The organism is Kushneria konosiri (assembly GCF_002155145.1).
Lineage (GTDB): Bacteria > Pseudomonadota > Gammaproteobacteria > Pseudomonadales > Halomonadaceae > Kushneria > Kushneria konosiri.
In genome coordinates this window covers 1,436,657-1,458,395 of sequence record NZ_CP021323.1, presented here as the reverse complement: position 1 = coordinate 1,458,395, position 21,739 = coordinate 1,436,657, and the positions used below count along the sequence as shown (strand labels likewise).

At 59.9% G+C, this 21,739-nt stretch carries 18 protein-coding genes and 2 pseudogenes; 9 read left to right on the top strand and 11 right to left on the bottom strand.

Going from position 1 to position 21,739, the window contains the following annotated elements; translation table 11 throughout:
* Positions 1 to 3: 3 nt before the first annotated feature.
* The 4 genes and pseudogenes from B9G99_RS06820 to dksA form a co-directional block, all read right to left on the bottom strand.
* Positions 4 to 1,808 (bottom strand): annotated as a pseudogene (locus B9G99_RS06820) (diguanylate cyclase domain-containing protein); the annotation flags it as partial.
* Between the two features lie 158 nt (positions 1,809 to 1,966).
* A complete protein-coding gene (locus B9G99_RS06815) occupies positions 1,967 to 3,196 on the bottom strand; it encodes a hypothetical protein (protein WP_227875968.1) in 1,230 nt (409 codons plus the stop codon).
* On the bottom strand, positions 3,165 to 3,587 hold the full coding sequence (locus tag B9G99_RS06810) for a hypothetical protein (protein WP_227875967.1): 423 nt from the start codon (positions 3,585 to 3,587) through the stop codon (positions 3,165 to 3,167). The genes B9G99_RS06815 and B9G99_RS06810 overlap by 32 nt, the downstream gene beginning before the upstream one ends.
* 535 nt (positions 3,588 to 4,122) lie before the next feature.
* A complete protein-coding gene (gene dksA, locus B9G99_RS06805; RefSeq protein WP_086621377.1) occupies positions 4,123 to 4,548 on the bottom strand; it encodes an RNA polymerase-binding protein DksA in 426 nt (141 codons plus the stop codon).
* A 144-nt stretch (positions 4,549 to 4,692) separates the two neighbouring features.
* Here dksA and B9G99_RS06800 point away from each other — a divergent pair, with 144 nt between their 5' ends.
* Positions 4,693 to 5,343 carry a DUF938 domain-containing protein gene (locus B9G99_RS06800; RefSeq protein ID WP_086623339.1) on the top strand — a complete coding sequence of 217 codons (651 nt, stop codon included), beginning with the start codon at positions 4,693 to 4,695 and terminating at the stop codon, positions 5,341 to 5,343.
* A 6-nt stretch (positions 5,344 to 5,349) separates the two neighbouring features.
* On the opposite strand, the gene B9G99_RS06795 is transcribed toward B9G99_RS06800, so the two are convergent.
* From B9G99_RS06795 to B9G99_RS06780, 4 genes are all read right to left on the bottom strand, one after another.
* Positions 5,350 to 6,492, bottom strand: a complete 1,143-nt coding sequence (locus tag B9G99_RS06795; protein WP_086623338.1) for an App1 family protein — start codon at positions 6,490 to 6,492, stop codon at positions 5,350 to 5,352.
* Positions 6,493 to 6,643: 151 nt separating this feature from the next.
* Positions 6,644 to 7,948, bottom strand: coding sequence for a shikimate transporter (shiA, locus tag B9G99_RS06790; protein WP_086621376.1), 1,305 nt, complete (start codon positions 7,946 to 7,948; stop codon positions 6,644 to 6,646).
* Positions 7,949 to 8,090: 142 nt separating this feature from the next.
* Positions 8,091 to 9,470 carry a DEAD/DEAH box helicase gene (locus B9G99_RS06785; protein ID WP_086621375.1) on the bottom strand — a complete coding sequence of 460 codons (1,380 nt, stop codon included), beginning with the start codon at positions 9,468 to 9,470 and terminating at the stop codon, positions 8,091 to 8,093.
* Between the two features lie 185 nt (positions 9,471 to 9,655).
* A complete protein-coding gene (locus B9G99_RS06780; protein WP_086621374.1) occupies positions 9,656 to 11,128 on the bottom strand; it encodes a Na+/H+ antiporter NhaC family protein in 1,473 nt (490 codons plus the stop codon).
* 262 nt (positions 11,129 to 11,390) lie between these two features.
* On the opposite strand from B9G99_RS06780, the gene B9G99_RS06775 reads away from it, so the two are divergent.
* On the top strand, positions 11,391 to 12,659 hold the full coding sequence (locus tag B9G99_RS06775) for a DUF445 domain-containing protein (RefSeq protein WP_086621373.1): 1,269 nt from the start codon (positions 11,391 to 11,393) through the stop codon (positions 12,657 to 12,659).
* A gap of 30 nt (positions 12,660 to 12,689) precedes the next feature.
* On the opposite strand, the gene B9G99_RS06770 is transcribed toward B9G99_RS06775, so the two are convergent.
* Together B9G99_RS06770 and B9G99_RS17210 are read right to left on the bottom strand one after the other, a co-directional pair.
* A complete protein-coding gene (locus tag B9G99_RS06770) occupies positions 12,690 to 13,040 on the bottom strand; it encodes a cupin domain-containing protein (protein ID WP_086621372.1) in 351 nt (116 codons plus the stop codon).
* Positions 13,041 to 13,305: 265 nt separating this feature from the next.
* On the bottom strand, positions 13,306 to 13,491 hold the full coding sequence (locus tag B9G99_RS17210) for an SEC-C metal-binding domain-containing protein (protein WP_086623337.1): 186 nt from the start codon (positions 13,489 to 13,491) through the stop codon (positions 13,306 to 13,308).
* Between the two features lie 381 nt (positions 13,492 to 13,872).
* Here B9G99_RS17210 and B9G99_RS06760 point away from each other — a divergent pair, with 381 nt between their 5' ends.
* Complete coding sequence (locus B9G99_RS06760; RefSeq protein ID WP_418268958.1) at positions 13,873 to 14,358, top strand: Hsp20 family protein; 486 nt, start codon at positions 13,873 to 13,875, stop codon at positions 14,356 to 14,358.
* A 95-nt stretch (positions 14,359 to 14,453) separates the two neighbouring features.
* On the opposite strand, the gene B9G99_RS06755 is transcribed toward B9G99_RS06760, so the two are convergent.
* A complete protein-coding gene (locus B9G99_RS06755; RefSeq protein WP_086621370.1) occupies positions 14,454 to 15,128 on the bottom strand; it encodes a GntR family transcriptional regulator in 675 nt (224 codons plus the stop codon).
* A 269-nt stretch (positions 15,129 to 15,397) separates the two neighbouring features.
* Between B9G99_RS06755 and B9G99_RS06750 the strand changes: the two genes are divergently transcribed.
* The 6 genes and pseudogenes from B9G99_RS06750 to B9G99_RS06730 all read left to right on the top strand — a co-directional run bounded on the left by B9G99_RS06750 (position 15,398) and on the right by B9G99_RS06730 (position 21,605).
* A complete protein-coding gene (locus B9G99_RS06750; protein WP_086621369.1) occupies positions 15,398 to 16,636 on the top strand; it encodes an NRAMP family divalent metal transporter in 1,239 nt (412 codons plus the stop codon).
* A 13-nt stretch (positions 16,637 to 16,649) separates the two neighbouring features.
* Complete coding sequence (locus B9G99_RS06745) at positions 16,650 to 17,420, top strand: LamB/YcsF family protein (protein WP_086621368.1); 771 nt, start codon at positions 16,650 to 16,652, stop codon at positions 17,418 to 17,420.
* Positions 17,417 to 18,214, top strand: a complete 798-nt coding sequence (locus tag B9G99_RS06740) for a putative hydro-lyase (RefSeq protein WP_086621367.1) — start codon at positions 17,417 to 17,419, stop codon at positions 18,212 to 18,214. Before B9G99_RS06745 ends, B9G99_RS06740 begins: the two co-directional genes overlap by 4 nt.
* Before the next feature lie 36 nt (positions 18,215 to 18,250).
* On the top strand, positions 18,251 to 19,084 hold the full coding sequence (locus tag B9G99_RS16980) for a 5-oxoprolinase subunit B family protein (protein ID WP_227875966.1): 834 nt from the start codon (positions 18,251 to 18,253) through the stop codon (positions 19,082 to 19,084).
* Positions 18,991 to 19,854: pseudogene (locus B9G99_RS16975) on the top strand (5-oxoprolinase subunit C family protein); the annotation flags it as partial. The gene B9G99_RS16980 and the pseudogene B9G99_RS16975, both read left to right, overlap by 94 nt.
* Positions 19,851 to 21,605: an acetyl/propionyl/methylcrotonyl-CoA carboxylase subunit alpha gene (locus B9G99_RS06730; protein WP_227875965.1), complete on the top strand. Its 1,755-nt coding sequence runs from the start codon at positions 19,851 to 19,853 to the stop codon at positions 21,603 to 21,605. The pseudogene B9G99_RS16975 and the gene B9G99_RS06730, both read left to right, overlap by 4 nt.
* The last annotated feature ends 134 nt before the right edge of the window (positions 21,606 to 21,739 follow it).

Genomic DNA, 21,739 nt, shown 5'->3' with positions numbered 1-21,739 from the left:
CGTTTCGTTGTCTCCGTGCTCTGGATACAAAGCGATGCCAATACTGGCCATCGCTCGATGGTGTCGGCCATTTTCGGAGAACAGAATGCTTTCAAGCCTTCCATGAACCTTTTCTGCGGTCTCCAGAGCCTCCTGAGCATCAGCAGCTTCTAGAAGAATGGAAAACTCATCTCCCCCTGACGGGCTACGATATATTCGCCCTCCAACTCGTTGCTCAACGCATCTGCAACCAGGCGTAAAAGCTGATCTCCTGCATGATGCCCCCCAAGCTCGTTAACCATCTTGAACTGATCCAGATCCAGATAAAGCACCGCGCCATGGGTACCACGCGCAATGGCAGCCTCAAGGGATTGCTGAAAAAAACGCCGATTGTAGAGGGAAGTCAAGGGATCACGGTGAGCCAGCCATTCAAGCTTTTGCTCAGCCTTTTTACGAGCCGAGATATCCAGACCCACGGAAATTCGCTGAGCTTTTTTATCATCATCTCCCATGGTGGTATGCACCCAGGTAATAATTTTTTCTTCCTTATTCTCTCCTTTAACGACACTTTCATGCTGATTCATGGAGTGATTCAATGTCCGGGAATTAACATGAAAGATGTTCTTGAACTGTTTGCCAATAAGCTGATTCTTTTCCATACCCAGTAACTCAAGGGCATATTGATTGACCAATGTAATACGGCCATCAACATCCTGGGTAAAGATAAGCACATGTGCCGTATTTAGAAGGCCTGCAATAAAGTCTCTTTCGTGAGAGAGCTCCAGAAGCCTTTCATTGAGCTGTGTACCCTTGAAGTCGACCTCCTTTTCAAGCACTTCCAGCTGGTTGGCAAGTGTCTGCGCTGTTTGCCCCAGTACATCAATCTCATCATGCCATGGCCCGCTTCTCACTTTTGCCTGCTGGCGAATCCTGTCAAAACCACCTTGTGCCAATGCCGGAAGAAGATAGGTCAAGCGTCTGAGGCGTGCCATGGGGCGCCACATGATGCCAAAAAGCAATAGTTCAGCGCTTAGCCATCCGCCCAGAGCAATCAGCAGCGTATATGTAGTCGTACGATTAATGGTGCGAATTTGATCGCTGACGTCCGATGTCAAAATAAAATAACCATTACGGCTTTCTTCTTCTGCTTTAATCGGCATGGCCAACAGTTCGTAGGACCGATTCTGATGCTTGACGATTCTGGGGTTTCCCAACAGTTCCTTGAAAGAGAATTTTTCTACCGCCGTTTTTAAAAGAGACAGGGTCGATTGCTCATTGGTTACTGCCGTAATAGACATTGACCAACCGTCCAGGTAGTGATCGTTTTCTCTTCCTTTTTTATGATTTTTTAATAGTAAGGCAATATTGCCGCCCGCATTTTGCAGTGCATAAAGCGCAATATCAGCAAGCGGCCTGGCCACCAGAACACTTCCTACACTATCGCCGTTTAAAAGAATGGGGACGATCGCATACTGTCTACAGTCACGGCGACAAAACACCTTGTTTTCAGGGATATCATTATCGCCAACCTTTTTTACCCATTGAGCAATAATATTATCATTCATGCCAGCCTGTGGCTGACCCATATGCAAAAAAAGGCTGCCATCAGAATTAAATACCGTAACCTCTTCAAGACCACTCCCCAATTGTAAAGTAGGCCATTGGGATTCAATAACTTCTTTTCCTGCAGCGACATTTTGATTAACAAGAGAAGTGCCGAGGCTTTCCGAGGCAGCTACGATACTGGCGAGCTGTCGCAAATCATTGCTGTCGCGTTTGATCGATACTTCAATCTCCTTAATCTGTCGCTCGTAATTATTATTTTGCATCACCTGAAACTGACGCGTCATATTGATATGACTGACAACAGTGAAGACGGACGCCAGCCCCAGCAAAACAAGGCTGGTCAGGAATATGGCACGCCATTTAAGGCTGAAAAACTTCTGTTTCATCTGCGGCACTCAGCCTCTTTCTAATATCTCAGCAGCTAGAATAAAAAAGAGGCCTGAAACATCATCATGTCCCAATATCTTTCAAGATCATTTGTTCTGTTGTCCGAAGGTGGAATCCATCCAGCTCCATCAACATAATGGTATTCGGTGGATAAAAGGAGATTCGATTTTGGCTGCCATTTCAGCCCCAGCGTCAGGTCTCTGGCAAACCGTGAATAAGCAGGACCACGATTATCATTTTCGTATTGCTTTCCACTACGATCATGCCAGTCGTTGGCCATGACATCATAACGTATCAACCAGCGCCAGTTTTCGAAAAGCCGTCGATCATATTGTAAATACCAGCTTTCCCCGACCACATCCCGGTTCAATTCAGAGACATTAAGCCCACTAATTTTTCTTCTTCTCAGCGCATATTCTGTCGTTAGACTCCAGTCAGCACTATTGTATTGAGCCGACAGAGCGATCGGCTGGAACCTGAACCTACCATCACCAACTGATTCGTCCTGGGTGTCGAAGTTTGCATTGACATCAGCGGCGCTTAGCGCCAATACCACCTTCCCGCCCGCATGCTCATAGCGAATCTGCCCCAATGTTGAGTAGCTGCCATTCATCGATGGGGAATCGTCGCCGGGAAAGGACAGCGCGTTTTCGGCATCAGAGCCAAAATTGGGCAAACCACCGCCTACGTAAAAATAAAGTATGCCGTTGGAAAGCCTTTCTTCTTCGTAAAACAACACGCCATCTGATGACAGCCCGAAGGATCGGGTTCTATCAAAATAGATGGACTGTGGCAGCAATATCCCGGGGCGTGTAAATGCAATATCTCGAGTCTGGTTATACAGACCATAAGGATGTTTTATTCGACCCACCTGCAAACCGGCCGAGCGATGATTATTGGCCATCAATTGATAATCCAGCAGACCATAATCCAGGCGAGGCTCGTAATTTTCATTGTCATCACCGGCCCGGCGACTCAGAACCTGTGCAGAGATCAACAGGTTATTGGTCGGCCGCATGGACATATTGGCGCCGATTTCCGTGTACTGAAGGCTGCCGCCTCCATGGCTGCTGGGACCAAAGAAGTCATTATGCCGACTCACAATCAGCGCCTGACTCATGAAACCATGCGCCTGTACGGTATCAAGCACATCGGCATGCACCGATGAGGTGCCGATGGCCAGAATGCCCGTGGCCAGCGATGCGCCATACCACCAGTGGCAAGCCTGGTGATTACTCCACCGAGAAAACGCTGACGCTATCATCCACGGCTCCTTTATTCAGATAGCCCAGCCCACCTGGCGTACTGGCCACGCGTTGTCTCATTTCTTCGACCGAACCAACTTCATTGGGCGCCTGTCCCGTGCCGGAAAACACCAGCCGATCCCAGGAAAGACGCAATTGATGGGGGTACACGCCAAGCATTTCCTTGGTAAAGCGCACATGCAAAGGGTGCTTATCCGGCAGCACAAAGACATGCGCAGCCTCGCCCGAGGGCAAGGTGCGCTGGCGCATGGCAAAAATGGCACGCACGGTCTCCCGGGTCATGTTACCCGGGGACGTTGACGGATTGGCAATCAGCACCAGGGATTCCTGGGCGTGGACTACCGGGCCGCACCAGAGCAGCAACGTGACTATCGATGCAAGTATTACCATGCCTTTCGGCATCACTCAGGCTCCCTGCCCCTGCCAGAAAAAAAGCCACTTCCAGCTACCCTGGGCAGCATGAGTCGGCGTATCTCATCAGCGGTGGTCTGATATGAGACGGCCATCATGCCTGCCGAGCGGCGGCATTAAACGCTTGAGAAGCAACCATTCCTCAGTGCATATCGTCACCAGCCAGGATTTCTCCAGATCAATCCACGTTAAAAATCCGGGCGAGAGACTGTCTGAAGGCCCTGTTTGGATGCCTGTTCATTGTTCTTTTACAGAATGATAACGCTTACATTAGAAATGTATATGTGCAGATTGGATGATATGACGCGTACTTTTTACCTAACAGACCGGGAGCTAATTATTGTTAGCTTTTTTGGTGCTTTCGAAAACCATGGTTCGATGTTTGCCATGATTTGGTCTGATCCCGGGGGAAAACCAGTGCCGGACAAGGACCAAGAAGACATAAAAAAATCGCCCCGGGATGGGGCGATTTTTAGACACAACCGACATGCACACCCAACAGGATTGTCACTGCTTAGCGCCGGCGGGCGTAATGGTTTTCCTGTTGCTCCTGACGCTGCTTGGCCTCGATGGACAGCGTCGCGGTCGGGCGCAGCAGCAGCCGCTTGAGTCCGATAGGCTCACCGGTTTCCTCGCAGAAGCCGTAATCTCCCTCATCGATGCGATCAAGCGTTGCGTTGATCTTGCGCCACAGACGGGTTTCACGATCGGCCTGGCGCAGGGTATAACGCAGTTCCTCTTCACTGGCCGCGCGGTCGCTGTCATCGCCGCTGCTCTCGGCCATACCGATGCTGCCGCGCATTTCTTCTAGAGTCGTTTCGACTTCCTTGCGCTCCTTGAGCAGCAGCTGGCGAAAATATTCCAGCTGCGCATCGTTCATATAGTCCTCAGCCGGCATGGCAAGAAGCTCTTCTTCGGTAGCAGGGATATTGACTGTCATGATGCTTCGCCTCACTGAGTCCATTCAAAAAAGCGTTCTAACATAGCAGAAAACCAGCGTGACAGGGCAATGCCCATTAGTTCAAATTCACCTTGGTTGACCTTCTCTCGTGTGCCACAACCAAAGGATCAGGATATGACCACCATGGACGATTCAAGCAGCGCACCAGATGACCCGCGACAGTACAGCCCGGCAGCGCAGCGCAATAAAACGCCGCTGCTGGAGGTACTGCGCTCACGTCTTGAAAAGGGCGCACGCGTTCTGGAAATTGCCAGCGGCAGCGGCGAGCACCTCATGCACTTTGCCCGGGAGATGCCGGACAACGAGTTTATTCCCAGCGATGCCCACCCCGCTGCACTGGCCTCGATCAAGGCCTGGCGAGACGTGCTGCAAAAGGAGAGACCTGATGCTCGATTGCGCCCGCCGCTGGCGCTGGAGGTCGGTCAAACGCCCTGGCCGCTAAGCGATCGAATCGATGTCATGCTGTGTTTCAACATGATCCATATCGCCCCCTGGCAGGCCACGCTGGATCTTTTTGCAGGCGCTGCCCAACATCTGGATGAGAACGGATGGCTGCTGCTTTATGGGCCCTTCAGTCACAATGGAAGGCATCAGTCCGACAGCAATGTGGCCTTCAATCAGAGCCTGAAGGCACGTGACAGCCGCTGGGGCGTACGGGATCTCGAGCTTGAGGTGATCCCGGCCGCCCGTGAGGCAGGGCTTACGCTTGCCGAAATCATCGAGATGCCGGCCAACAACCTCTGCGTGCGGCTCTCACGTGCCGCCGAGCGTTGACCCGGACTACTGGGCTTCACGCACCCGCTCGAGGGCATCGCTGGAAATATAGCCATGCTGATGAGCGTGTTCGGCCATGGTCAGGCTGTCCGAGGCCAGCACCAGCGCGCACTGGCTGTTCTGCTCTTTGTCGATCTGGGCAGACAGTGCTGCGATGGCCTGCTCCCGGCCGGGATCGTTGCTGACATCACGGATGTAGACCGTGCGAATGCGCCCGGGATGATCCCGCACGATATCGGCATAGACTTCGGGGTCATGCTGGCCGCTGTCGCCAATCAATACAAAGGGCAGCGGGTCGTAAAGCTCGAGCATGGTTTCGATCAGTTCGCGCTTGTGATCTTCTGCCTTGCGCGGCAGCGGATGCTGAAGGGTCAGCCCCCACTCGCGCAGAAACAGGATCGGCCCGACCGGAATGTGATTGAGCCGGAAAAAGGCCTCCAGCATCTCATAGATGCTCCAGGGCGCCCGTGAGACATAAAGCAGCGGACGCTGGCAGTGCTGATCACCATCGCCGACGTGAAACCCCCGATACAGCGCCGCCACCCCGGGAAAGGCCGTACGCTGCTCGGCACGCGCGATAAAGAGGTGATACATCATCTTCAGCTTGTTGGCCACACCGGTATACATGACCGTATCGTCAATATCGCTGATAACGGCAAAATCGATATCGGGGGGTGGAATATAGATGTCGGCAACTGCATCGCCTCCGGCCCCGTCGTTGGCACAGGTACTCTTTTGATCCTTGCTGGGCGATAGAATGCGCAGGTGTGCCTCGTGCCAGATTCGATCTCCCGGCAGCGGCGTCTCAAGCCTGATATGGGCGTTGAAGTAGCCATCCCGGTCGGTCGTGACCGTGACCGTCTCTCCTCCCAGCTGAATCTGGACATCGATATGCTTGATGCCCCATCGGATAGTACGGCGCACGATATCGGCCAGATCCCGGCGCCATGAGCCCTCGGGCAGATTCAGGTTGAAGCCGGGCTGGCGAAACACCCGCCCCATCATGAACACCTCGCGGTGTGTTCCATACCCCCGGTAGGTATGAATCAACCGCCCGCCATGTACCCGCTCGGATTTGGCCGGACGCGCCGCCACATGAAGCAGTTTCTTGAGTCCCTTGAGCAGGGTAGCGATTGAGCGACGTGGCATGGAGCTTGATCCGATAAAAGACATCGATTCCCGAAAATGGCGAAACAGGGGCCGAAAAATGGCCAATGTCTGAAGAGTAGTCGCCCTGCGCCCCCCTGTCGCCCGTCCACGGCCGACATGACAATCCGAAGATGTCATGTCGGCTCTGCGGTCAGCCAGCACGGTGTCGGTGAATACTCATGACCCCCAGTGCCGACAGGGCGCAGCCCACGGCCAGATAAATCGCCACCGGCAGCCAGCTGCCGCCTGCCATATCCACCAGCGCTGCTGCAATGAACGGTGTAAATCCGCCACCGACGACGCTTGCCACCTGATAGCCCACGCCGGCTCCGCTATAGCGATAGGCCGTCCCGAACAGCTCGGCAAACATCGGCTGCTGCACGCTCACCACCATGTCGTGTGCCATGTTGGCCAGCATGACGGCAAAGACAACGATCCAGACGACTGAGCGCGCCTCCAGCGCCATGAAAAAGGGAAAGGCGCACACCACGCCAATAAGCGCCCCCACCATGTAGACACGCCGGCGACCGAAGCGGTCAGCCAGCAGGGCAAACAGCGGAATGGTCACACAGCTGATGGCACCGACCAGCAGGCCGATATTGAGAAAGAGCTCACGCGAGAGTCCCAGCTGACTGGTGGAATAACTCAGCGCAAAGGTGGTCACGATATACATCGTGAAAAGCTCGGCCAGTCGCAGCGTGATGATCTGTAAAAATGCCCCTGGATGGCGGCTCAGCGCCTCGAGTACCGGCGGCCGGGCCGGCTTTTGCGCCTCATCTTCGACCACTTCCCTGAACTCGGGCGACTCATCAAGCCCCGCGCGCACCCAGAAGGCAATGCCCACCAGCACGATAGAGAAGACAAACGGTAGTCGCCAGCCCCAGCTCTGGAAGGCCACATCATCAAGAAAGTGGCTTAATAGCGACACGCTGCCGGTCGCCAGAATCAGGCCCACTCCGTAGCCCACCTGTACACCGCTGCTGTAAAACGCCCGCCGATGGCCCGGGGCACTCTCGACCGCCATCAGCGCCGCGCCGCCCCATTCCCCGCCCACGGCAAACCCCTGCAGGGCGCGCAGCACCACCAGCAGGATCGGCGCCCAGACGCCAATGCTGGCATAGGTGGGCAAAAGCCCGATCAGCGAGGTGGAAATGCCCATCAGCATGACCGTCAGCACCAGCATGCGCTTGCGCCCCAGTCGATCTCCAAAATGGCCAAACACGACGCCGCCGAGCGGACGAAACAGAAACCCCACGCCAAAGGTCGCCAGTGCCGCCAGGGTGCCGGCCGCCGGACTGACATTGGGGAAAAACTGGCCGTTGAAGACCAGCGCCGCCACGATGCCGTAGAGCAGGAAGTCATACCAGTCGACCACTGCCCCGACAAAGCTGCCCAGCGCCGCCCGTCGCGCCTGCTGCTCCTGGGTCAGCACTCCCGAACGACTGTCTGCACGCATGATCACACGCCTCTTTTATCAATTGTTCAATGAAGGTCAGCGACAATGCCACTGCCCCTTGCAGGCGTCCACCGCCCGGCAGACATAAAAAAACCGCCTGCCTGAGCAGACGGTCATGATCACAATGCAGGAAAACGCGGGATCAGCGGTTACCGCTGTTGTCCGCCGCGCGAGGGCTGCTACGACGACGGCGACGCGCCGGACGGGCCTGCTCATCGTTGCCGCCGCCATTACCGCCGCCTCCGCTGCGTGAGCGATTGCCTGAGCCACTACGACCGGCACCGCTGCGCGCACCGCCGCCATTATTATTGCGCCCGCTGCCCTGACGACGCTGACCGCCACCCGGGCGCTGCTCGCGCTCATCCGGGGTTTCCGGCACCGCGCGGCTGAAGTCGAAGCCTTCAGCGCTGGCGACCGGAATGGCACGTCCGATCAGTTTTTCGATCTGCTTGAGCTGGCCACGCTCATCGGGCATGACCAGCGACACGGCCTGACCACTGGCACCGGCACGGCCGGTACGACCGATACGGTGGACATAGTCGGCCGGTGTCTTGGGCAGTTCGAAGTTGACCACATTGGGCAGTTCGGAGATATCGATGCCGCGGGCCGCCACATCGGTGGCCACCATCACCTGCACTTCCCCGCTCTTGAAGCCGGACAGTGCTGCGGTACGAGCATTCTGGCTCTTGTTGCCGTGAATGGCCGCCGCCGTGATGCCAGCCTTCTGCAGATGCTGGGTGACCCGGTTGGCCATGTGCTTGGTCGCCGTAAAGACCAGCGCCTGCGACCACTGATGGTGTGTGATCAGATGGGTCAAAAGCGCCATGCGCTGGGGCTTTTCGACCATGTAGATCGACTGGTCGACGCTTTCGGCGGCGGTGTTACGCGGCGCCACGTCGATGCTGACCGGGTTGTTCAAAAGCGTTCCGGCGAGCTCTCGGATCTCCTTGGAGAAGGTCGCGGAAAACAGCAGGTTCTGACGCTGCTTCGGTACCAGCCGCAGGATCTTTTTGATGTCGTGGATAAAGCCCATGTCCAGCATGCGGTCGGCTTCATCCAGCACCAGGGTTTCGACCTGATCCAGCCGTACGGCCTTTTGGTTGACCAGATCCAGCAGACGGCCCGGGCAGGCCACCAGCACATCCACGCCATCGCGCAGGCGCGCGATCTGCGGATTGACCTTGACGCCCCCGTAGACCACATCGCTTTTCAGACGCGGTTTGAGGTGAACGCCGTATTTTTCGACCGACTCGCCGATCTGGGCGGCAAGTTCGCGGGTCGGGGTCAGGATCAGGGCGCGTACCGGACGCTTGTGTCCCTGAGGCTTGCGCGACAGTCGCTCCAGAATCGGCAGGGTGAAACCTGCGGTCTTGCCGGTACCGGTCTGGGCCGCCGCCAGCACATCGCGACCTTCAAGGCAGGCCGGAATGGCTTTCGACTGAATGGGGGAAGGTGTCTGGTAGCCAGCATCTTCAAGAGCACGCAAAAGCTCGGGCGACAGCCCAAGTTGGGAAAATGACATCGACAGGTTGTCTCATGGCGCTATCGGATGCTGGCGTCTTCTTCGCGAGAGCGACAGCGCCGTGACAGCGCAGGGGGAATTTCAAATGACGGAGGCAGGCCAATGGCCTGCCCGTGCGAAGAGGAGCGCCAACATAGGGGATTTGCGTCCCGATTGCCAGCGTTATCGCAGGATAACGCGGAGAATCACCGCGCCGTGGCCGTCTCACCGGTCTCTTCATCTTCCTCGAAATGCAGCCCCCAGCCGGTGGCGGCGGCAAACAGCATGATCAGAAGCAGAAACCAGCCGTGGAACACGAACGGAAAGACTTCGGTGGGGGCAACAATCGGCAGCCAGTCGTACTGGCCCTGCATCGAGGTGATGGTTGCCCAGCCGAGCAGCACCGGCGCCCCCCAGGGGAAGATATAGCCCAGCGCCGAGGTCACGGCATCAAGCATGTTGGCACGGCGATAGCGGTGAATGCGGTATTTCATCCCCAGCTCGCGCACGAACGGTGCCGCCGCAATCTCGGCCGCGGTATTGATGGTAATGGCCGAGTTCAACAGCGCCACAATGCCCCAGATGGCAAGCTCTGCCCGACGCACGGAGTCTCCGATCCATCGCATCAGGCCTTTCGTGACAGCGTTCATGGTGCCGCCAAGCCTGAGCAGATGCGCCGTGGCCACAATCAATAGAATCAGAATCGCCATGTTGACGTAGCCGCTGACCCCATCCACCAGTGCACCGGTCACGATGGTATCGCTGTCCGGATCAAAGGCCATGATCTCGCCCGGATCAGCCAGCCCTGCCACCACGATCATGAGAGATGCCGAGACAATCCCCCAGGTAAGGGATGTGATCAAATGATGGCCGCGCAGGGCCAGCAACAATACCAGCGCAAAGGGAATGAGCATCAAAAGGCCGGTCGGATCGGTCTGGGCCATCATGGCGTCCAGCGCGTCACGATTGCCCTCGAGACTGCCGTTGGCATTGCCCAGCAGCACGAACAGCACCAGCGACGGCACCGCCGCCATGATCGAATACTTGAAGCGGCTTTTCACCACACCCGGCACGTCCGCCTCCTGAGTGGTGGCCGAGACAATGGTGGTGTCTGACACCGGTGCCAGGTTATCGCCGAAGATCGCACCGGCCAGGATGGCGCCGAACAGCACCACCGGATCACAGCCCAGCGCCACGCCGGCCGGGTACATCAGGGTAGAAAACGCCACCGTGGTGCCGTAGCCGGTGCCGACCGCCGTTGAAAAGACCGCTGCCAGTACAAAGGTCAGCCCCACGAAGGCGCCACCGGTGGCCCCCGAGACGCCGCCCAGCCAGACCAGCCCTTCTACCAGCCCACCGGTCTGCAACACCTGCGCCAGCATGCCGGCATAAAACCAGGCCACCACGGCGATCACGCCGATCGGCTGGGCCATGCCGCTGAAAAGGCCCTGGGCATAGGCGTCCCAGCGGCTTTTGCAGAACAAAAGTCCCAGGGTCAGGCCGAACAGACACCCCATGACCAGGCCGATCTCGGAAGAGAGTCCCAGCACGCTGGTAATGATGGCCCAGCCGACAAAAAACATCAGCGGGATGGCAGCGCCCAGCGCGCCAAGACGAAACTCAAGCCCCGTCACGTCCCCGGGCGAGGTCGTTGTGCGGTTATCCGGTATATCGGTCATGCCGTCTCTTCTATCGTCGTCTGAAAACGCAGGGGGGCAGAAGGTATCCTGTCCCCCGACATGGAGTATCTGCCAGCTGCCCGGCCGGATCATGTCATCCACAATGGCGGGCGCTGCATCAGGTTCCCGGGAAGTGTGACCGGCACGAACAGGCGGGACAACCGCCCTGGACCAATGGGTAGTCAACGTACAGGGCGGCCGCGCTGAGCTAAGCTCTCGGCAGGCCCTTTCATCCCTTATCCTTTTACACGGGAGCACCGGCTTGACCCTGCCACATCACAATCGACGTCGCATTGCCACGCTCTGCCTGCTGGGAGCGCTGGTGTTATATGCCGTCAGCACCTGGTACCAGGGCCGCTTCCCGGCACTGGAATATGTCTCGGCCTTTGCCGAGGCGGCGATGATCGGCGGGATCGCCGACTGGTTTGCGGTCACGGCGCTGTTTCGCCATCCGCTGGGGCTGAAGATTCCGCATACGGCGATCATTCCGCGCAATCGAGCGCGACTGGGCAAGAGCCTTTCGGGATTCATTCGGGAAAACTTTCTGTCCGAAGCCTACGTGCGAGAAAGCGTTCGCCGCTTTGATGTGGCGGGGGCACTGGTGAGCTGGCTGTCTCGTCCCGAGCGGCGCACCATGGTGGCCGAGCGCCTGACCCAGGCCATGAGCACCTCACTATCGGCGGTGCGCCAGAGTGCGGCACGCGAGTTTCTCACCCGCACCCTGCGCCACTATCTGGGACGCATCAACACGTCCCGACTGATGGGCAGCGCCCTGAGTGTGCTGGCCGCCGAAGGGCGCCATCAGGCGCTGCTGGATGATTCACTGGCCAGACTCTCGCGCTGGCTTGAGGTGGAGGACAATCAGGAGCGGGTCAAGCACTTCATTACCGATACCGTCTTCAAGCTGTTCAATCCGCGCGTGATGGGGCGCGAAGTCAGCATGCACCGGCTGGCCGGCTGGCTGATCAACGAGCGCATCGTCGAGCAGAGCGCCCGTCTGATCAGCGAGGTCAGTGACGACCCCGATCATCCACTGCGCCATCACCTGGATCGCCAGTTTGCCGACTTCATCGAGCGGCTGCGCCACGACCCGGCCTTCGCCCGACGGCTGGACCGGCTGCGCGATGACATCCTCGATAACGATCGTCTGAGCCACTACGTGGCCGGCGTCTGGGAGGAACTGATGGACTGGCTGGCCCGGGATCTGAACGCGCAGGACTCGCAGTCACGCGCCTGGCTTGAGCACTTCATTGAATACTACGCGCGAACGCTCGAGCATGATGCTCCGGCGCGCGAGTGGCTCAACGAACAGGCCGTGACGCTTTTACCGGCACTGGTGGAGCGCAACGGGCCGCGCATCGATGCCTACATCCAGCGTTATCTGGACAGCCTCGACAGCGACGAGATCGTCGACCAGATCGAGAAAAATGTCGGCAACGATCTGCAGTTCATCCGCATCAATGGCACCCTGGTCGGTGGGCTGATCGGGCTGGCCATTCATGCCGTAACGCAGCTGGTGCTGGCACTGTAACGCCACATCACCAGCCGCGTTGCCATCGGGTCACTCCAGAGTGACAAACACCGAGCGGCGCGGCTGGCCATCGACCGCGCGGCTGATGTGACCACGCCCGGTGGTGTCCTCGCACAGCAGGATATCACCGGTGCTCAAACGCCTTGTTTCGCCGCTGCCCACGGTGATGTCCACGCTGCCATCGAGCATCAGGATGTACTGTCGCTGCGGTGCGTTGTGCCAGTCGTAGTCATAGTCGGGCGCGGTCTCCCTGAAAATGAGACCGGTGGCCGCAATGGGGCTCGACAGTCTGCCAATGTCGGCATCCCCGCCCACCTCGATCTCCAGATCCTCAAAGTGGGACTCGCCGTCGTCACCGGAATACAGTCTCGTTACATGCACCGGGCACACTCCTTCACATTATTGGAGTCGTCATGGTGCGCTCTTGTGTCGAATCGGCCTGTGCCGTTCATGCTCGACGCCCGGCAACACATGAACGCTTAAGCATCGATGCAGGAAAGTGATCGTGGTCACCGGTGTGTTTCACGTGAAACATTCAGCCTTGCTTGCCCGCATGCAGGCGAAGATATCTTCGTTGTTCCACGTCTGTCTCAAAGGACACCGGCGCCTGAAGGCGCCGGTGTGGTCATGACATGACTGGCAGGGCCTAGCCGCCGTGGCATTTCTTGAACTTCTTCCCGCTGCCACAGGGGCAGGGGTCGTTACGCCCAACATCCTTCAGGGCGTTGCGTGCGGGCTTTTGCACACCGTGGTTGCAGTTGGGTCCATGAACATGGTCATGATGATCGTGATCGTGGCGGCAGTTCGGGCCGTGGACGTGGGGCTGGTTCATGTCGTGGTTTCCGGTGGGCGTGATGACGTGATTATCGACGCTGGGCGACAAAAGGGAAGCCTTGATCAGAGACCAGGGTGACCGCCCTCAAAAACCTGTGCCGAGCGCCCTGCCCCGATGACAAATTTTTTCGCATGACCCATTGAAACCCTGAAAACCGACCCTATCCTGCCTGACAGTGGCGCAGGAGCGGGGCTTGAGAATATTTTTTCAGAACAGAACTTGAAACGCCGTCAGGCGCCACTATTTAACATAATGTCGCGCAGACAGGCTCGATCGGAGCTGTCCTCGCACCTTGCAGATGCCGCCAGAGCGGGCCTGCGAGTCCTTGTTCACGGTAGTGACGAACTTTGCTGTCCATCAGGAGGTTTTATGAACGCCATGACCCTTTCACCCCTTTTTCGTCGCAGCATCGGCTTTGATCGCTTGAACGACCTGTTTGAACAGGCCATTCATAACGACGCGCCCAGCTACCCGCCCTACAACGTCGAAAAGCACGGCGACAACGATTACCGCATCGCGGTGGCCACGGCCGGATTTGCCGAGAAAGAGCTCGACATCAACGTCGAAAATCGCGTGCTGACCATTACCGGCGGCCACGCGAACAGCAACGGCGATGAAGCATCGGTCACCTATCTGCATCGCGGCATTTCCAGACGCGCGTTCCGGCTCTCCTTCCGGCTGGATGAGAACATCGAAGTCCAGGGCGCCCGACTCGAAAACGGTCTTTTGATCGTGGATCTGCTGCGCGTGGTCCCCGAACAGCAGCGCGCCCGTCAGATTCCCATTCAGTCAGGCCAGCGAGCGCTGACCGACCGCTCGAATCAGGCCTCTCACGTCGAAGCGACAGAGCACGCCAGTGCCTGAGGCGATCGATACGCTCAATGAGGCACACCTCGCCTCATGAAAAAGGGCCCCGCCAGCGATGGCGGGGCCCTTGTCCCATGCCGCTCGGAAAATCCCTATCCTGATGAGGCAGCCTGACGCTCCCAGGCCGCCAGCACAATGCGCTCGGACTGGGCCAGATACTGCTCCAGCAGGGCCACGGCCGCGCGGGTATCGCCGCCTTCAAAGGTCTCCAGCACCTGCTGATTCATCTCGACATAGGGGCCGTGCAGCCACTCCTTGTCGGCCATCAGCCCGAAGGCAAGACGCAGCTCGGCCAGCACCTGGCGAAAAAAGCCATTGAGCCGGGCGCTATCGGCCAGCGCCACAATCGCGCCGTGAAAGGCCATGTTGGCCGTGCCCACCGCCAGCCAGTCGCTGCGTTCGCCGTGCGCTTGCCCCGCCTCCACGGCCGCGCGCATGTCCTTGACTGCCGGATGGCTGGGCCAGGCCTCGCTCAGCGCGCGGCACTCGATAAAGCGCCGCAGACGATAGATCTCGACGATGGAGGCCGCATCGGGACGGGTCACGAATACGCCGCGATGGGGCTGATGGATGACCAGTCCTTCATGGGCGAGCGTGCGAAAGGCCTCCCGGAGCGTATTGCGCGATACCCCCAGTCGCTCGCACAGCGCGACCTCCGAAAGTCTCTGTCCGGGGGCGAAGGCCCCTTCGACCAGCAGGCGACGAATATCCGCCGTCACGGTCTCTCCCAGCGATGGATTCCTGGCTTCCAGGCCCTGCTTTTTCATTAAACGCAATTCCGGTCATGACGTTGGCTCAATGCGCCCAGTGTTCCCGATAAAGGGGCCTGTCGACAAGCGCACGCCGTGCACCAAAAGGGCGCCGGGGGCCGGTGGAGCGCCCTTCAATGAAACACAAGTCGAATACCCAGCAACTATCGACGGGTTTATTGTTGAACAATCGGCACGGACAACACCTACAAAATCCGGTCGTTCAGTCCATTGTGGCACGCCAATTGCTGGCAAAGCCTGTCCCCTTCCCACTCGGAGTTCTGGAAATGGCAGCTATCCCTGACGTCGGCTTCGCTCGATCCCGACGCGCCTCACTGATCGGCGCCGTCTTTTTGATGGCCACCTCGGCCATCGGCCCCGGTTTCATTACCCAGACGGCCACCTTTACCGCCACGATGGGCGCTGCCTTTGCCTTCGGCATTCTGGCCTCGATCCTCATCGACCTGGTGGTACAGCTCAATATCTGGCGCGTGGTCACCGTCACTGGCATGCGTGCGCCTGAAGTGGCCAACGCCGCCCTCCCCGGTAGCGGTTATCTACTGGCGATTTTGATCATTGTCGGCGGGCTGACCTTCAATGTCGGCAACATCGCCGGCGCCGGTCTGGGGCTCAATGCCCTGATGGGGCTGGACACCACCTGGGGCGGGCTGATCAGCGCCGTGATTGCCGCCGGCATCTTCTCCTCAAAACGCGCAGGCATTGCCATCGACCGCATCATCATCGTGCTGGGGGTTGTGATGATGGCGATGACCATCTTCGTTGCCATCGCCTCCAACCCGCCGGTAGGCGAGGCACTGCGCCAGACCGTGATGCCCGACACGATCAACTTTGCCACCATCACCACCATCGTGGGCGGCACCGTGGGCGGCTATATCACCTATGCCGGCGCTCACCGTCTGCTGGACCGTGGTCTGGGCGGCGTCGACAACGTCGATACCGTCTCGAAAGCGGCCCTGCGCGGCATTCTGGTGACCGGCGTCATGCGCTATATCCTGTTTCTGGCCATTCTCGGCGTGGTCGCCAGCGGTGTGGTCATCGACGTCTCCAGCCAGAGCGCCAACCCGGCCGCCCAGGCCTTCCAGGCCGCCGCAGGCGAAATGGGTCTGCGCGCCTTCGGCCTGATCCTGTGGGCGGCCGGCATTACCAGCATCATCGGCGCGGCCTACACCTCCATGAGCTTTCTGAGTGCCTTTCGACCCGGCATCAGCGAGGGGGTGCGCAACCGCGCCACGCTGGTCTTTATCGCCATTTCGCTGATCGCCTTTGTGTCGATCGGCACCCCACCCGCCGCGCTTCTGGTCTTCGTGGGCGGTTTCAACGGGCTGATTTTGCCGGTGGGACTGACGCTGTTCATCTATGTGGCCTGGCAAAGGGCCGATCTGATGCACGGTCATCGTTATCCGCGCTGGCTGCTGGTCGCAGGCGCCGTGGTGTGCGCGCTGACCTGGTACATGGGCTTTAACGCCATCGGTCCGATCTTTGCCTTTTTGACACCGTCTGCTTGAACAGGAGCCTTCCATGTCCTTTATCGATTTAAACAGCGATCTGGGTGAAAGCTTCGGCCAGTGGCACATGGGCGATGACGCCACCATGCTCGGCCTCGTCACCAGCGCCAACGTCGCCTGCGGCTTTCATGCCGGCGACCCGAGCGGCATCCTGCGTACGCTCACCTCGGCTGCCAAACACGGCGTCAGCGTCGGCGCTCACGTCAGCTATCCGGATCTGGTGGGGTTTGGCCGCCGCAACATGGACATTGCCAGCGATGAACTGCGCGCCGACGTGATCTATCAGATTGGCGCACTCAAGGGGCTGGCCCATGCAGCCGGCACCGAGGTGCGCTACGTCAAGCCACACGGCGCGCTCTATAACACCATCGCTCGGGACGAACGTCAGGCGCGTGCCGTGATCGAGGCCATCAAGGCCATCGATGATCAGCTGGTGCTGGTCGCACTGGCCGGCGCTCCACTGCTTGACTGGGCCCGTGAGGCGGGACTGAACGTTGCGGCTGAAGCCTTCGCCGATCGCGCCTACCAGAGTGATGGCAGCCTGGTCTCGCGGCGCGAGGCAGGAGCAGTGCTCCATGACGGCGATCAGGTCGCCGAACGCATGCTCAGGCTGGTGCGCGAGGGGGTGATCGAGACCATCGACGGCAAGGACCTGGTGCTTGCCGCCGACTCCATCTGCGTGCACGGCGATAGCCCCGGTGCGGTGGCGCTGGCCGAAGCGGTACGCCGTCGCCTGACCGACAGCGGCGTCGAGCTGAAGGCCTTTGCCGGAGCCCGCCCATGAGCATAAACATCCATCCGTCACTGGCCGACGCTCGCCAGGCGCGCGAACGCTTTCGCGCCGGCGAGTGCCGCCCCACGGCCGGTCTTGCCCCGGGCATGACCCAGGCCAACCTGATCGCCCTGCCGCGTGACTGGGCGTGGGACTTTCTGCTCTATGCCCAGCGCAACCCGCAGGCCTGTCCGGTGCTGGAGGTTACCGAGCCCGGCGACTGGCATAGCGGGCTTGCCGAAGGGGCAGACCTGCGCACTGACCTGCCGCGCTACCGGCTCTGGCGCGACGGCGTGCTCGCCGAAGACCTCCATGAGGCCAGTGCCTGCTGGAAGGAACATCCGGATCTGGTCACCTTTCTGATCGGCTGCAGTTTCACCTTTGAAAACGCCCTGCTTGAGGCCGGCATCGAGGTGCGCCACATCACCGACAACACCAACGTGCCGATGTATCGAACGACCCTGCCCTGTCGTCCGGCAGGGCGGCTGCAGGGAGAAGTGGTGGTCTCGATGCGCCCGCTGCCGGCAGCCCATATCGCCCGGGCAAGCACCATTACCGCGCGCTATCCCGGCGTCCACGGCGCGCCGATTCACGTGGGTGATCCGAAGGCGCTGGGCATCGAGGACCTCGACCGGCCCGATTTCGGTGATCCCGTGCGCATCGAGCCCGGCGAGATTCCAGTGTTCTGGGCCTGTGGCGTAACTCCGCAGGCGGCGGTCATGGCCTCCGGTGTGCCCTTTGCACTGACCCATGCCCCGGGGCACATGTTCATCACCGACGTGCCGGACAGCCGCTACCACGTCTGACCCGGACTAACCGGCGACACGTCTTGAGGAGGCTTTTTGAACATTTTCCCCGTCAACCTCAGCACGGTACTGGTCGAGCTGGAGGATCTGTCGCAGACGCTGGGACTTTATGACCAGCTCCAGCGCGAGCCGATCCGCGGTGTCACGACCATGATTCCGGCAGCGCGCACCCTGCTGGTGACCTTTATACCGGGACGCATCAGTGTCGAGGCGCTCAGCCGGGAACTGAGGGCTCGCCCCATCAGCGGCGGCAGTCATCAAAACGGCGAACTGATCGAGATTCCCGTGTGCTACAACGGCGAGGACCTTGATGAGGTGGCACGTCTCTTGTCGCTGAGCACCGACGAGGTGATTCGCCGCCACGGCGCGCATGACTATCAGGTCGCCTTCTGCGGCTTTGCTCCGGGCTTTGCCTATCTGGCCGGCGGCGCGGGCTTTGACGTGCCAAGGCGCGACACGCCGCGCACCCGTATTCCGGCCGGTTCCGTGGCGCTGGCCGGCACCTTCAGCGGCATCTATCCCACCGACAGCCCCGGTGGCTGGCAGTTGATCGGCACCACGCCGCTTGAGATGTGGGACCTCCATCGCGAGCCGGCAGCACTGCTTCAGCCCGGCATGCGGGTGCGCTTTAATGCCACCGCTGATGCGCCCGAGCGGGTCAGCGCCAGCGTGCCTGCCGACATCAAGGGCGACGCCGAGACCACGCCCCCCCCTGGCTTGAAGTTCTCAAACCCGGACTTCAGAGCCTTTTTCAGGATCTCGGCCGTGAAGGTCAGACCTCTCAGGGCGTATCCAGTGCCGGCGCGCTCGACAAGCACGCCCTGCGCAGTGCCAATCGGGCCGTTGGCAATCCCGCAGGGGCCACGGTGATTGAAACCGCCCACGGCGGACTGTCGCTGCGCTGTCATCGGCCCACCATTGTTGCCGTCACCGGTGCAGAGACCACGGTCACCGTCACCACTGCCGAGGGCACCCGCCATGACGCCGCACTCTGGCAGCCCATCGAGCTGGCCGAAGGCGACACCCTGAACCTGGGGCCAGCCACGGCCGGCGTGCGCAGCTACCTGGCGATGCGTGGCGGATTTGATGTGGCTCCGGTACTGGACAGTACGGCGACCGACACCCTGGCAAAGCTTGGGCCGGCGCCATTACAGCCCGGCGACATCCTCTCTTCGGCCGATCTTGAAGTCACGACGCTCTCGCTGGATGAAACACCCGCCTGGCCTCTGCCACGCGTGGGCGAGAGCGTCACGCTCGATATCGTCATGGGCCCGCGCAGCGACTGGTTTACCGATCAGGCGCTGGCGCTTTTATGTGAGCAGGCGTGGCAGGCCACCCCGCGCTCCGATCGGGTCGGCATTCGTCTTGAAGGTGAGCACTCACTGACGCGTCAGCGCAGCGGAGAGCTGCCCAGCGAAGGCACCGTCACTGGCGCGCTGCAGGTGCCGGCCAGTGGTCAGCCGGTGCTGTTTCTGGCCGACCATCCATTGACCGGTGGCTACCCGGTGATCGCCTGCGTGGCCGATCACCATCTGGATCTTGCCGGACAGATTCCGTCCGGCGCCACCGTTCGTTTTCACCCGATAAGTCGTTTTGCGCCGCTGGTCGGTGGCAACGCACCGCATGAGGTCACGACATGAATACTCCCAACGCTCTGCGCCCGCTGAAAAAGGTTCTGATTGCCAATCGTGGCGAGATCGCCGTGCGCATCATCAACGCCTGCCGCGACTACAATGTGGCCTCCGTGGCCGTCTACGCCGAAGGTGATCTGGACGCCCTGCACGTTCAGCTCGCCGATGAGGCTTACGGTCTGGATGGTGAACGCGCCACGGACAGCTATCTGTCCATCGACAAGCTGCTGGAGGTGGCCCGGCGCGCCGGCGCCGATGCCGTTCATCCGGGCTACGGCTTTCTCTCCGAGCGGGCCGACTTCGCCCGCGCCGTGCAGGAGGCCGACCTGATCTGGATTGGCCCGAACCCGGAGACCATCGACGTGCTGGGCGACAAGGTTCAGGCGCGACGGCTGGCACTCAAGGCCGGTGCGCCGCTGGCCCGCGGTACTGAAGATCCGGTGGAAAGCGCCGAGGAGGTCGTGGCCTTTGCCGACGAGGTCGGCCTGCCGATCGCCATCAAGGCCGCCTTTGGCGGCGGTGGACGCGGCCTCAAGGTTGCCTGGCGCATGGAAGAGGTCACCGAGTGCTATCACTCGGCAGTGCGCGAAGCCGAGGCCGCCTTCGGCCGCGGCGAGTGCTTTGTCGAACAGTATCTGGACCGCCCGCGCCACATCGAGGCGCAGATCATCGGCGACCGGCACGGCAACGTGGTGGTGGTCGGCACCCGGGACTGCTCGCTGCAGCGGCGCAATCAGAAGCTGGTCGAGGAGGCACCGGCCCCGTATCTCGATGAGGCTCAGCGCCAACAGATTCACCAGGCCGCCCACGACATCTGCGCCAGCGCCGGCTATGTCAGTGCCGGTACGGTGGAATTTCTGCTGGGCAGTGACGGCACCCTGTCGTTTCTTGAGGTCAACACGCGCCTTCAGGTCGAACATCCCGTCACCGAGGAAACCGCCGGCGTGGATCTGGTCATCGAGCAGCTGCGGATTGCCGAAGGCCACCCGCTCTCCTTTACCGAGACACCGGCGCCGCGTGGCCACAGCTTCGAATTTCGCATCAATGCCGAGGACGCCGCCAAGGGGTTTCTGCCCACGCCCGGTACCGTCGATGTCTTCACGGCCCCTACCGGCGCCGGCGTACGGCTGGATACCGGGGTGATGAGCGGCGGACGCGTCTCCGGGCATTTCGATTCCCTGATGGCCAAGCTGATCGTGACCGGTGCCACTCGCGAACAGGCCATCGCCCGGGCGCGACGGGCGCTTGAGCACTTCGAGATCGAGGGCGTGGCCTCGGTATTGCCCTTCCATCGCGCGGTCATGGCACACCCGGACTTCACCGGTACCGACACCTTCAACGTGCATACGCGCTGGATCGAGACTGACTTTCAGAACAACCTCGAGTGGGCACCCCGTCAAACACCCGCCCCCGAGCCCGGCATGCTGCATGCCATGATCGACATCGATGGCAAGCGCCATCGTATCGGCCTGCCCGTGTCGCTGCTGTCCCATCTCGCGCCCGGTACCTCGGCCGCCACTCCCGAGTCCGCCCCTTCCGAGCGCGAAGGCAGCGTCACGGCACCGATCAGCGGCACACTGCTGGCCTGGCAGGTCGAGGATGGCGCCCGGGTCGGTGAAGGCGATGTGATCGCCATCATGGAGGCGATGAAGATGGAAACGCAGATCACCGCCGAGCTGGGTGGCACGATCACGCTTCGGGCCGAGGCGGGCGACACGCTTGAGGCCGGTCACGTCATCGCCGAGATCGCGCCGAAGTGACGGGATTGATGCCTGGCGACTGAATCAGGGAGCGCTACGGCGCTCCTTTTTATGGCCTTCCAGAACCGCGAGAGAACCAAAAACGACGCCAAAGGGTCGTAAAATGACCGCAAATGCCGCGATGCATCCTGTTA

Coding starts and splice junctions, on each gene's coding strand:
- dksA (WP_086621377.1), bottom strand. CDS start 4,548: ATGACAGTCAATATCCCTGCTACCGAAGAAGAGCTTCTTGCCATGCCG.
- B9G99_RS06795 (WP_086623338.1), bottom strand. CDS start 6,492: ATGCCACGTCGCTCAATCGCTACCCTGCTCAAGGGACTCAAGAAACTG.
- B9G99_RS06745 (WP_086621368.1), top strand. CDS start 16,650: ATGTCCTTTATCGATTTAAACAGCGATCTGGGTGAAAGCTTCGGCCAG.
- B9G99_RS06760 (WP_418268958.1), top strand. CDS start 13,873: ATGACCCTTTCACCCCTTTTTCGTCGCAGCATCGGCTTTGATCGCTTG.
- B9G99_RS06755 (WP_086621370.1), bottom strand. CDS start 15,128: ATGAAAAAGCAGGGCCTGGAAGCCAGGAATCCATCGCTGGGAGAGACC.
- B9G99_RS06810 (WP_227875967.1), bottom strand. CDS start 3,587: ATGGTAATACTTGCATCGATAGTCACGTTGCTGCTCTGGTGCGGCCCG.
- B9G99_RS06785 (WP_086621375.1), bottom strand. CDS start 9,470: ATGTCATTTTCCCAACTTGGGCTGTCGCCCGAGCTTTTGCGTGCTCTT.
- B9G99_RS06780 (WP_086621374.1), bottom strand. CDS start 11,128: ATGACCGATATACCGGATAACCGCACAACGACCTCGCCCGGGGACGTG.
- B9G99_RS06800 (WP_086623339.1), top strand. CDS start 4,693: ATGGACGATTCAAGCAGCGCACCAGATGACCCGCGACAGTACAGCCCG.
- B9G99_RS06815 (WP_227875968.1), bottom strand. CDS start 3,196: ATGATAGCGTCAGCGTTTTCTCGGTGGAGTAATCACCAGGCTTGCCAC.
- shiA (WP_086621376.1), bottom strand. CDS start 7,948: ATGCGTGCAGACAGTCGTTCGGGAGTGCTGACCCAGGAGCAGCAGGCG.
- B9G99_RS06740 (WP_086621367.1), top strand. CDS start 17,417: ATGAGCATAAACATCCATCCGTCACTGGCCGACGCTCGCCAGGCGCGC.
- B9G99_RS17210 (WP_086623337.1), bottom strand. CDS start 13,491: ATGAACCAGCCCCACGTCCACGGCCCGAACTGCCGCCACGATCACGAT.
- B9G99_RS06750 (WP_086621369.1), top strand. CDS start 15,398: ATGGCAGCTATCCCTGACGTCGGCTTCGCTCGATCCCGACGCGCCTCA.
- B9G99_RS06730 (WP_227875965.1), top strand. CDS start 19,851: ATGAATACTCCCAACGCTCTGCGCCCGCTGAAAAAGGTTCTGATTGCC.